The sequence below is a fragment of the Streptomyces sp. NPDC030862 genome (assembly GCF_055571835.1).
On record NZ_JBVIEN010000021.1, the window covers coordinates 1 to 11,103 of the forward strand.

General features: G+C 72.3%; 9 protein-coding genes. All 9 read right to left on the reverse strand.

Going from position 1 to position 11,103, the window contains the following annotated elements:
- Positions 1-128 precede the first annotated feature (128 nt).
- Positions 129-944: an alpha/beta fold hydrolase gene (locus tag ACZ42X_RS32790; RefSeq protein ID WP_468297951.1), complete on the reverse strand. Its 816-nt coding sequence runs from the start codon at positions 942-944 to the stop codon at positions 129-131.
- 57 nt (positions 945-1,001) lie between these two features.
- On the reverse strand, positions 1,002-2,288 hold the full coding sequence (locus tag ACZ42X_RS32795; RefSeq protein WP_468297953.1) for an acyltransferase family protein: 1,287 nt from the start codon (positions 2,286-2,288) through the stop codon (positions 1,002-1,004).
- 101 nt (positions 2,289-2,389) lie between these two features.
- Entirely contained in the window at positions 2,390-3,688 is a 1,299-nt protein-coding gene (locus tag ACZ42X_RS32800) for an FG-GAP repeat domain-containing protein (RefSeq protein ID WP_468297957.1), read from the reverse strand.
- A 22-nt stretch (positions 3,689-3,710) separates the two neighbouring features.
- Positions 3,711-4,421, reverse strand: coding sequence for a hypothetical protein (locus ACZ42X_RS32805; protein WP_468297960.1), 711 nt, complete (start codon positions 4,419-4,421; stop codon positions 3,711-3,713).
- A gap of 202 nt (positions 4,422-4,623) precedes the next feature.
- Complete coding sequence (gene wecB, locus ACZ42X_RS32810) at positions 4,624-5,814, reverse strand: non-hydrolyzing UDP-N-acetylglucosamine 2-epimerase (RefSeq protein ID WP_468297963.1); 1,191 nt, start codon at positions 5,812-5,814, stop codon at positions 4,624-4,626.
- Positions 5,815-6,411: 597 nt separating this feature from the next.
- Entirely contained in the window at positions 6,412-8,097 is a 1,686-nt protein-coding gene (locus ACZ42X_RS32815) for an FAD-binding protein (RefSeq protein WP_468297966.1), read from the reverse strand.
- Between the two features lie 66 nt (positions 8,098-8,163).
- Entirely contained in the window at positions 8,164-9,384 is a 1,221-nt protein-coding gene (locus ACZ42X_RS32820) for an MFS transporter (protein ID WP_468297969.1), read from the reverse strand.
- Positions 9,384-10,067, reverse strand: coding sequence for a sigma-70 family RNA polymerase sigma factor (locus ACZ42X_RS32825; protein WP_468297972.1), 684 nt, complete (start codon positions 10,065-10,067; stop codon positions 9,384-9,386). The genes ACZ42X_RS32820 and ACZ42X_RS32825 overlap by 1 nt, the downstream gene beginning before the upstream one ends.
- A gap of 21 nt (positions 10,068-10,088) precedes the next feature.
- Positions 10,089-10,877 carry an SDR family NAD(P)-dependent oxidoreductase gene (locus ACZ42X_RS32830; protein WP_468297975.1) on the reverse strand — a complete coding sequence of 263 codons (789 nt, stop codon included), beginning with the start codon at positions 10,875-10,877 and terminating at the stop codon, positions 10,089-10,091.
- Positions 10,878-11,103: the final 226 nt, after the last annotated feature.

An 11,103-nucleotide genomic window follows, 5' to 3' on the forward strand; every position in this document is an offset into this window, starting at 1 on the left:
TGGGGGGGGGAGACGGAAGAAAGCGGGGATGGGGGTAGCGGTTGGGGGGGGTTGTCCCCCCCCCCCCCCCCCCCCCCCCCACCACCGCGCAACGCGGTGGTGCCGCCGCTCCGTCGTGTCCTCCCCTCTCAGCCGCCCGCCGCCACGGCCGCCGCCAGGGCGGGCTGCTCCACCAGGTACGCGCGCAGCAGTGCGACCAGTTCGGCGGGACGCTCGTACGGGATGTTGTGGCCGCAGTCCAGTTCCGTGTAGCGGCTGTGGGCGATCCCCCGGTGCAGCTCCCTGGAGTGGGCGACGGGGATCACCTGGTCCTGGCGGGCGCCGACGACCAGGGTGGGTGCCTCGATGGCGGGCAGCCGGTCGCGGATGTCCACGGCGAGGTCCAGGTCGAGCTGGCGGCGGGCTCCCTCGGACGGGCGGGCGGCCGCGGCCGCGGCGGCGATCTCCTCGCGGCTCGTGGCCGAGAGGCGGTCCGGGGAGAGCGACAGCAGGGTGATGAACTGCTGGTACGCCAGGGTGTCGAGGTCGGCGAGACGGCGCCACAGGCCGAGTGCCAGCTCCTGCCGGGGGTCGTCGTTGCGCGCCCAGCCGCCGACGAGGACCAAGCGCCGTACGAGGTCGGGCTGTTCGGCCGCCAACGCCGCGGCGACCACCGCGCCCAGGGAGGCGCCGACGACGTGGACCGGGCCCGGGACGGCGGCGCGGGCGGCGGCGGCGACCTGGCGGACCAGCAGGTCCAGGGTCAGCTCCCCGCGGGGCAGGGCGGTGTGGCCGCTGCCCGCGTAGTCGGGGGTGATGACGGTGAAGCGGTCGGTGAGCAGCGGCCGCATGGCCGCGTAGTTGGCCTCGGAGTCGGCGGTGGAGCCGTGGATGAGGAGCAGGCCGGGTCCGGAGCCTTCGGCACGGTAGTGGACCTCGGTGCCCGCGACGGTGACGGTGGGCATGGTGACGCCTCCTCGGGAGCGTTCGGGTGGGGATACGGGTCGCGTGGGCGGGGAGGCTCAGCCGCGTACCGGCGTCGAGGGGCGCTGCGCGAGGGAGTCGTGGTGCGCGGTGGCCTGCGCCGGGATCGTGGCGGTCACCGGAGTCGGGGCCGGAGCGGCCGTGGCGGCGGTCACGGCGGCGGGCCGCTTGCGGCTGCGGCTCCAGCGCCGCATGGCGGGCGTCTCCACGTACCGGTACAGCAGCCAGCCGCCCAGCAGCGAGACCGCGAAGAAGCCGATGACCACGAGGATCGCGACGGGGACGCTGTACGTGCTCTCGCCGAGCAGCGAGCGCAGGTAGAAGATCGTGACGCCCTGCACCAGGTAGAAGCCGAAGGAGACCTCACCGAGCCACACCATGGGCCGGCTGCGCAGCCAGGTCTCGCGCCCCTCCACGTCCCCCGAGGCCACGGAGCAGATGAGCGCGGCCACCGGGATGATGGTGGCGACGACGAAGCCGTACTCGAACGGGGCCACCAGGGCGGCGGCGTAACCGAGCACCGACAGCACGAGCGAGACGCCGAAGCCGATGCGGCGCGGCCAGCGGCCGGCCAGGACGATGCGGGCGAGCAGGATGCCGAGGGCGAACTCGAAGACGCGGGCGGGCGGGAAGAGGTAGCCGAACCAGAACTGCAGGTCGGAGATGGGGGTGATCGCCGACTTCGGGGTGGCGGGGATGAGGAAGCGGGTGACGAGCTGCACGCCGACCATGCCCGCGACCATCAGGCCGGACCAGAGCCACAGGCGCTTCTCGGCGATCCGGCGGATCCCCACCATGAGCAGCGGGAACAGCATGTAGAAGAGGAACTCGCTGCCCAGGGACCAGCTCGGCGGGTTGACGCTGAGGTTGATGGACGGCTGCGGGAAGAACGTGTGGATCAGCAGCATGTTCGGCAGCCAGTCGCCCACGCTGGTGACGGCGGCGCCGGCGAAGAGCAGCATCGAGGCGGCGAAGACCACCAGGTGGTTCGGGAAGATCTTGAACACGCGCCGCCGCCAGAAGGAGGTCAGGCGCTCACCGGGGCGGGAGGCCCAGGCGAGGACGAAGCCGCTGAGGACGAAGAAGAACGAGACGCCCATGTAGCCGGCCTTGCTGAAGGCCGTGGTGAAGAACCCGGCCACGCCGTCGTCCGCGAAGGGGTTGATCGGGGCGTTCGGCGGGATGGGCGAGTCCATCAGGGAGGCGTGGAAGAAGAAGACCAGCAGGGCCGCGAAGAAGCGGAGGCCGGTGAGGGAGGGGAGGTTGGCGCGTCTGGTGGGAGCGGGGGTGGGGGTGATGGCGGTGGAGGACGAGGACACAGACATGGTGTGGGTGCTTTCCGGCGAGAGGGACGACGGTCGGGGTCCGGCCGGGGGCGGCCGCCGGGCGGCGGCCGCCCCCGTGGGGTACGGCAGGGGTGGGATGGCTACTCGGCGTCGTCGGCCGAGGGGACGTCCATCTCGTTGCGGTAGACCATGAGCTTGGCTTCCTTGGCCACGTAGTAGTTCTGGACCGAGTACGCGATGGTGGCGAAGTCGAGCCGCCCGTCGCCGTTGAAGTCGGCGGTGGCGATGCGGGCGACGGACTCCTCGGAGACCCGCCACTTGGCCCAGACGCCGTTGGCCGCGTCGATGGCCTTGTAGTACATGACGCCCTGCCAGGGCCACGGTCCGCGCAGGGCGACCAGGAACTCGTCGTCGCCGTCGCCGTCGAAGTCGGCGCAGACGATCTGGTGGCCGGGGCCCTCGCCGTTCTCGTTGGGGTCTCCGTAGACGTCGAGGAGGACGCGGTTCCACGTCGGCTTCGCGCCGGGCGGGCCGTCGGTGGCCTTGGTGTAGACGGCGACCGTGTTGCCGTGGAAGGGCTCGATGGCGGCGACGTACGCCATCGGGTCGTCGCCGAGCCGGCCGGCGTTGAGGTCGCCGCTGCCGCGGAAGCCGGTCTGCTCGAACTGGGTCAGCTCACCGGTGCCGATGAGCTCGCGGATCCACTCCTTGCGGTCCGCGTCCCAGTACAGCCACGTCACGCCCTCGTCGGAGGCGAGCAGCAGCGAGTCGAGGTCCGAGCCCGGTATGAGGCCCTTCTTCTTCTCCGCGCCGTGGATCATGCGGAAGTGGCTGTCGTCGATGACGGTCATCGGCCACTCCTCGGCCGTGTGCACGTCGTCGGGCTGGGTGAACATCACCACCGGCAGGACGGCGTGGACGTCCTCCTTGGCGACGATCGGCAGGCCGATGACCTCCAGGCGCTCCTTCTGCGTGAAGTGCCCGACGCGCAGCCGGTGCATACCGGTGGCGCGGCCGATGTAGTGGCGCTTCCAGCGGGACTCGTCCTTGTCCGGGGAGCCGGGGTTCTCCAGCCAGTCGATCTTCCCGCCGGCGGTGTTGGCGTCGTGGATGGTGCCGATCGGGCCGTACAGGTCGTAGCAGAGGATGATGTCGGGGTGGCCGTTGCCGCTGACGTCGGCGAAGTCGGCGCCGACGGGCATCTTGATCTTGTCCTGGACCAGGCGGCGGGTCCACCGCTCGTCGTTCTGGTACCAGTAGATCTCGCCGAGGCGCAGCCCGTAGCCGAACAGGTCCGGGCGGCCGTCGCCGTCGATGTCCGGGGCCTCCAGCCAGTACCCGTCGCGCAGTTGGTCGGCGACGAGCTCCGGGGTGAACTTCGGAGTCTTCAGCTGGGGCTGGGGCTGGGGCTGCGACTGCGACGGGTTGGTGCCGGTCATGGTGTGCTCCTCACGGATGCGGTCAGTGGGTGGCGGAGTGGCGGCGGTGGTACTCGACGGCGAGCCAGACGCAGTCGGTGTCGGCGCGGTACTGGTGCCAGGGGTAGGGGTAGGTGCCGTCCGGGGCGGTGGAGCAGAAGGGGTCCGGGGTGGTGTAGCCCGGGGCCATCACGACGTCCTGGTAGAGGGTGCGGTGGTCCTGCTCGCGGAACTTCTGCATGCGGCCGATGCCGTGGACCTGCGTGTGCACCTCGATGAAGTCGTGCTGGTTGTGGATGGCGCAGTCGGTCCCGGCGGGGGCGTACCAGAGGTTGACCTTGACGTCGTACGTCTCCGGCCGGAGCGGCGCCGGGGCCTCCTTCAGCAGGTGGGCGGCGTCGAAGGTGACGGTGCCCGCGTCGTCCTGGGGGCTCTTCCACAGGGGGGTGTCCCGGGGGAAGCCGGCGAGGACGTCGCCGAGGAGGGCCCAGCCCGGGTCACCGGTGATGCCGGGCATGCCGGCCTCGTCGCGTACGCGGAGCAGGAGGAGGGTGTCGGCCCGCTCGACGCGGGTGTCGGCCAGGATCGTGGAGGACAGGGGCGGGATGCTCTTGCGCGGGGTCTCGGCGATGTGGACGTCGGTGACGCCGGTGTTGACGACGATGGCGGCTTCGCGCACGTGGTAGTCGCGGGCGTCGCGTACGAGCGTCGCTTCGATGCGGGGGCCGCTGAAGCCGAGGGCGGTCTCGGGCACGGTGCTGTGAGCCTCTCCGGTGGGTGACGGGGCGTCAGGCCTAGGGGGTGTCTTGTCGATCAGGCCGGATCAGGGAGCGGCGTCTGGTGCCGTGGATCGCAAGGCGGAGGAGGGAGCCACTGCGGAGCATTGGCGACCGACGACAACGCGGCGAGGCGCGGTGCCAGACGCCGCGAGCCCGGCAAGATCGGCGAGACACCCCCTAGGCGTACGAGGCGGTGCGGGCGAGTTCGGCGGCGATCTCGTCGACCGGGGTGCCGGGGACGAAGGGCTCGACCGGCGGGCCGTCGCCGAAGAAGTGCGCCAGCGCGCCGACCGTGCGCTCGGTGGCCCGGCCGTCGCCGTACGGGTTGGCGGCGGCGGCCATGCGGTCGTACTCGGCCCGGTCGCGCAGGAGCCGGGTGGCTCCGCTGACGATGGTCTTGGTGCTGGTGCCGACCAGGCGGGCGGTGCCGGCCACGATGGCCTCGGAGCGCTCGGTGACGGTGCCGAGGACGAGTGTCGGCTTGCCGAGGGCGGGGCCCTCCTCCTGGGAGCCGCTGCTGTCGGAGAGGATGAGGTCGGCGCGGCGCATGAGCCGGCAGAAGTTCAGGTACGGCAGCGGGTCGACGACGGTGATGTTCGGGTGGTTGCCGATCCGGGGCAGCATCGCCTCGCGCACCACCGGGTTGCGGTGCAGCGGAACGACGACGCGGACGTCCGGTTCGTCGGCGATCTCGGCGAAGGCCTCGGCTATCTCGGGCAGGTGCGGCCATGCCTCACGCCGGTGCGCGGAGGCGAGGATGATGCGCCGCGGGTCGCCGTCGAGGTCCGCGAGGGCCGGGTCGCCGTAGTCCTGGGCCTTGTTGCACGCCCACTGGAGCGCGTCGATGACGGTGTTGCCGGTGACGACGACGGTGTCCTCGCCGATGCCCTCGCGCAGGAGGTTGGCGCGGTTGCCGGGGGTGGGCGCCAGGTGCAGGCGGGCGACCTGGGCCACGAGCCGGCGGTTGCCCTCCTCCGGGAACGGCGAGCCGAGGTGGCCGCTGCGCAGGCCTGCCTCCACGTGGACGACGGGGATGCGGTGGTGGAAGCCGGAGAGGGCGCCGGCGAGGGTGGTGGCCGTGTCGCCGTGGACGAGGACGGCCTCGGTGGAGAGCATCGCGAAGTGCTCCTCCAGGCCGCGCAGCGAGCGGTAGGTGACCTGGGAGAGGGTCTGCTTCGGGGCCATGATCTCCAGGTCGACGTCCGGCTTCAGACCGAACGCGTCGAGGGTCTCGTCGAGCATCTGGCGGTGCTGCCCGGTCGAGATGACCACGGGGTCGAACCGGGGGTCGTCCTGGAGCGCGCGGATGACCGGGGCGAACTTGATGGCTTCGGGCCTGGTACCGAGGACTACTGCGACGGACCGCATGGGTGCCATTCCTTTACTACGACGTGGGTGACGGCAGGACGGGAGGACGGGCAGGGCGCGGTGAGGGAGCCACGTGGTGCGGGGAGCGTGGGTGCGTGGAGCGTGCGTGCGGCCGTGCGTGGGCGGCCGGATGGCTCAGGCGCCGGGGTTGCGACCGGGCGCCGGACACTGCGCCGCCGGCGGGAGGTGGAGTGCGGTGCCTCTCGGGGCCGAAGCTCCGGGGCGGTTCTCCCTTCCGGACGAGAGATATCTTTTCCGTGAGCTATCTCTGCCGTCAAGCCGCGCTGTCCCGACTTGCACACGCGCCCCGCGGTCGACCAACGCCCGTTCCGCCTAAGGGGGTTGACGCGTACGGCGCGGGGGCGGAAACGGCACTGCGCCCGCCGCGTGGGTCGCGTGGCGGGCGCAGTGAGGGGCAGTGAGGGGGCGGCGGGGAGTGGGCCTCCAGAGGGCCGCAGAGGGCCTTCAGAGGCCGTCAGGGGGCCCGGGGGGGGGACCCGGGGGCTGTCAGGGCCGGCCCAGCCGGGCCCGTATACGCCGAAGGGCGGCCCGGCGGGGGTGCCGGGCCGCCCAGGGGCGGGGGTAACGGGGGGTGCCTCAGCGCTTGGCGGGCTCCACCGAGAGGGAGTGGCGGAAGAAGTCGGACGGGTCGTAACGGCGCTTGACCTGCTGGAGCTTCGGATAGTTGTCCTTGTAGTAGAGCGTCTGCCACGGCACGCCGGACCGGTTGCGCCGCGGGTCGGCGACGTCACGGTCGGGGTAGTTGATGTAGCAGCCGTCGGTGCGGTCGTCGATGACCGGCACCCCGCCCGTCGCCGCGAAGAAGTCCTCGTACAGGTCGCGCACCCAGCCGAGGTAGAAGTCGTCCTCGCTCTCGTCCTGCCAGAAGGTCTGGAAGCACATCTTGAACACCGAGCTGCGCTGCGCGTTCGCCGTCGCGTCCGGTGCCACCGCGTTCACCCGGCCGCCGAAGGAGAACAGCACCAGCATGGTGTCGGGGTTGGTGAAGTCCGGGCGCGTCATGTGCTTGTAGAGCGCCGCGATCTGGTCATCGGTGAAGGTGCGGCGCATGTAGCCGGACTTGTGCGCGCCCCGGGACGTGGGGTCCGTGATGGTCGGGTTGTTGGTGCCCACCAGCCGCGTCGCCTGGAGCCACGGCATGGTGCGCGGCTCCGCGAGCTGCGGCATGGCGGGCAGCTCTCCGGTGGGCTTGGTCAGCGCACCGGGCTTGATACCGGTGCCGGCCGTGATGGCCGCCAGGTAGCTGTCGAGCAGCCGCCGGGCGCCGGGCACGGTCGCGTCGACCTGGGTGAACATGCCGAGGCTGCCGTGGGCCTTGGAGCTGACGTTGAAGAGGCTGCTGAGGTGGCGGTACTCGGAGTCGGGCCCGCTGTTCTGCTCGTGCCAGGCGCCGAAGTTCCTCAGCAGCCGGGCGAATGTGGTCTCGTCGAGCTGGTCCCACGGGAAGTCCACGGCGCTGACCAGGACCGTGGACGGCGGCGAGATGAGCTGGTCCTCCGGGGCCGCGCCCTTGGCGTCCGGCGAGCGGAACCAGTAGCGGGTCACCAGGCCGAAGTTGCCGCCGCCTCCTCCAGTGTGGGCCCACCACAGGTCCCGGTGCGGGTCGTCCTCCTCGCGGGTGGCGACCACGGTCCGGGTCCGGCCCGCCGCGTCGACGACCACGACCTCCACCGCGTACAGGTGGTCCACGACCAGGCCGTGGGCGCGCGAGAGGAGGCCGTAGCCGCCGCCGGCTATGTGCCCGCCGGCGCCCACGCTGTAGCAGATGCCGCCCGGGACGGTGACGCCCCAGCCCTTGTAGAGCGCTTCGTAGACGTTGATGAGCCGGGCGCCGGGCTCGACGTAGAAGGCGCGGCGGGCGGCGTCGTACCCGACGTCGGTCATCTCGGAGAAGTCGAGGATGACCTCGATCTCCGGGTTGCAGGCGAAGTCGGCGAAGCAGTGGCCGCCGCTGCGCACCGAGACGCGCTTGCGGGCGCGGAACGCGTCGCGCAGGGCCTTCTCGGCGTCGGCGGACGACGTGATCATCTTGATGTAGTCGGGTCTGGCGACGAAGCGCTGGTTGTTGCCCGTCGTCAGCTCCGGGTAGCGCGGGTCGCCGGGCCGGATCGTGGCGCCGGTCCGCGCGCTCGCCGCGGCCGCCGGGGCGGTCGGCGCGGCCGGCGCGGCGACGGCGGCCGTGGCCAGGCCCGCGGTCACGGCGGCACCGCCGGCGAGGGCCGCGCCGCTGCTCAGCACCGTACGGCGATTGACTGCACTCATGGTCGATTACCTCAAGTTCTGTCGTGAGGGTGAGGAACGGATGGGGAGGCCTGCGGGTCCGGCCCGTCAGACGCGGGCGTACGGAGCGGTGTCCGGCTCCCCGGGTGCCGCCGCCTCCGGTCGCGGAGCGGCCGGGTGCCGGCGGGCCCGCCGGTCGAGGAGGCCGGAGAGCAGGGCCACGGCCAGGCCGGCCGCGGCGAGCAGCGCGCCGGTCCAGTTGGGCGCGGTGTAGCCGAGGCCGTGCTCGACGGTGAGGCCGCCGAGCCAGGCGCCCACGGCGTTGCCGAGGTTGAAGGCCGCGATGTTCGCGGCGGAGGCGAGGGCGGGAGCCCCTTCGGCCTGCTGCATGACGCGGGTCTGCAGCGGCGGGACGGTGGCGAAGCCGACGACCCCGAAGACGAAGAGGGTGATCGCGGCGGGCAGGGGCGCGCGGGCGGTGTGCACGAAGACCAGCAGCACCACGGCGAGCGTGCCGAGGATGACGTACAGGCTGGGCATCACGGTCCGGTCGGCGGCCTTCCCGCCCAGGACGTTGCCGACGCACAGGCCGAGTCCGAACAGCACGAGCAGCCAGGCCACCGCTCCGGTGGAGAAGCCGGCCACCTCGGTCATCATCGGCGCGATGTACGTGAAGGAGGCGAACACCCCGCCGAAGCCGAGCGTGGTCATGGCGAGCGCCAGCCACACCTGCGGGCGGCGGAAGACGGCGAGTTCGCCGCGCAGGCCCGCGTCCGCGTCCCTCGGCTGGGGCGGTACGAGGGCGGCGACGGCGATCATGCCGACGACGCCGAGCGCGGTGACGGCCCAGAAGGTGGAGCGCCAGCCGAAGTGCTGGCCCAGGACGGTGCCCAGGGGGACGCCGAGGACGTTGGCCACGGTCAGCCCGATGAACATCAGGGCGATGGCGCTGGCCTTCTTGTCCGGCGCGACGACGTTCGCGGCGACGACGGAGCCGATGCCGAAGAAGGCGCCGTGGGTGAGGGCGGCCACCAGGCGCCCCGCCATGAGGAGTTCGTAGCTGGGGGCGAGCGCGCACAGCAGGTTGCCCGCGATGAAGACGCCCATCAGGAGGGTGAGCATGGTCTTGCGGGGCAGCCGGGAGCCCGCGGCGGTCATCAGGGGCGCGCCGACGACGACGCCGAGGGCGTAACCGGTGACGAGCATGCCGGCGCTGGGGATGGGGACCGACAGGTCGCGGGCCACCTCGGGCAGCAGGCCGACGATCACGAACTCGGTGGTGCCGATACCGAAGGCCCCGAGTGCGAGGGCGAGGAGGGCGAGAGGCATCAGAGGCCCTCCCGACGCGCACGGTGCTCGCGGGCGTGGGCAGGAGCGTGACCGGGGGCGTGGACGGGAGCGTGTCCGGAGCAGCCGGTCAGACCGCGGTGGCGGGCGTACGGCGTGAGTGCGGCGCGCAGTCGGCGGCGGCCGCGGTGCAGGCGCGAGGTGACCGTGCCGTGCGGAACGCCCAGGCGGGCGGCTATCTCCCGGTACGCCAGCCCTTCGACGTCCGCGAGGTAGACGACGGTACGGAACGCCGCGGGCAGCGCGCGCAGCGCCTCCAGCACCTCGGGGTCGGGCAGGTGGTCCAGCACCTGGGACTCGGCGGAGGGCAGCCGGGCGGCGCCGTGGCCGGCGGCCCGGATGTGCCACCAGTCGTCCGTGTCCCCCATCGGCGCCCACCGCGGCTCCTGCCGGCGCTTGCGGTAGGTGGTGATGAAGGTGTTGATCAGGATGCGGTGGAGCCACGCCCGCAGGTTGGTGCCCGCCCGGAAGTGGTGGAAGGACTGGTAGGCCCTGGTGAAGGTCTCCTGCACCAGGTCCTCGGCATCGGGGCGGTTGCGGTGCAGCCGCAGGGCGGCCGCGTACATCTGGTCCCGGTAGCCGAGCGCGTCCCCCGCGAAGCGGGCGCTGCGCTGTTCCGGGGTCTCTGGGGTCCCCGCCGGGGTGAGGGTGTCGGTGTCGGTCATCGGAGTCCTTTGCGGTCACGGTCAGAGCTGGCGGAGGGCTCCGCCGTCCACGGCCCATTCGGCGCCGGTGACCTGCCCGGCCTGCGGCGAGAGGAGGTACGCGATGACCCGCGCGACGTCGTCGGGCGTGCCGATGCGGCCGGTGGGCAGCTTGCGCTCCTCGCGGATGAAGTGGTCGACGGCCGCGTCGGCGGACAGCCCGTACCGCTCGGCCAGCTGCTCGGCGAAGCCGCCCGGGGCGTCGAAGAGGGCCGTACGCGTGGGACCGGGCGAGACGACGGTCGAGCGGATGCCGCGCGGCGCGAACTCCGCCGACAGGCTCTTGGACAGCGACAGCAGGGCCGTCTTGGTGGCGGCGTAGTCGACGATGCCCGGGTCCGGGAAGCGGGCCGCCTCGCTGGCGACGTGGACCAGGCTCCCTTCGCCGCGCTCCAGCAGGACGGGCAGGACCGCGCGGGTCATCCGTACGTGCGCGTGGAAGTTGAGCGCGAAGGTCCGGTGCCAGTCGTCGTCCGTGACGTCGAGGAAGCCGCTGTGCGAGACGAGGGCTCCGGCGTTGTTGACCAGCCCGTCGAGGCGGCCGTGCCGGTCCAGTACGGCGTCGACGACGCACCGCGCGGCCTCCGGGTCGGTCAGGTCGGCGGCGACCGCGGTGACCTCGGGGCGGCCGATGGCGTCGACGCCGTCGGTGCGGCGGGCCACGCCGACGACCCGGGCCCCTTCGGCGGCCAGCAGCCGGGCGGTGGCCTCGCCGATGCCCGTGGAGGCGCCGGTGACGAGGTAGACGCGGCCGGCCAGGTGCAGGTCCATCGGTTCTCTTTCATGGGTGAGGAGGAGAGGTGGAGAGGAGGAAACGGGGGCGGCGGTGCACTCCCTGACGGGGGAGGCAGGGGGTGCACCGCCGTGCCTGTGCCGGAAGGGCTCCGGTCAGAGGGCTGCCTTCTTCTCGCGGTTGTGGAGGAAGAGGGTGGTGGTGAGGACGCCGAGGAGGACGATGGCGGCGTTGACGAGGACGGCGGTGCCGATGCCGTCGAGG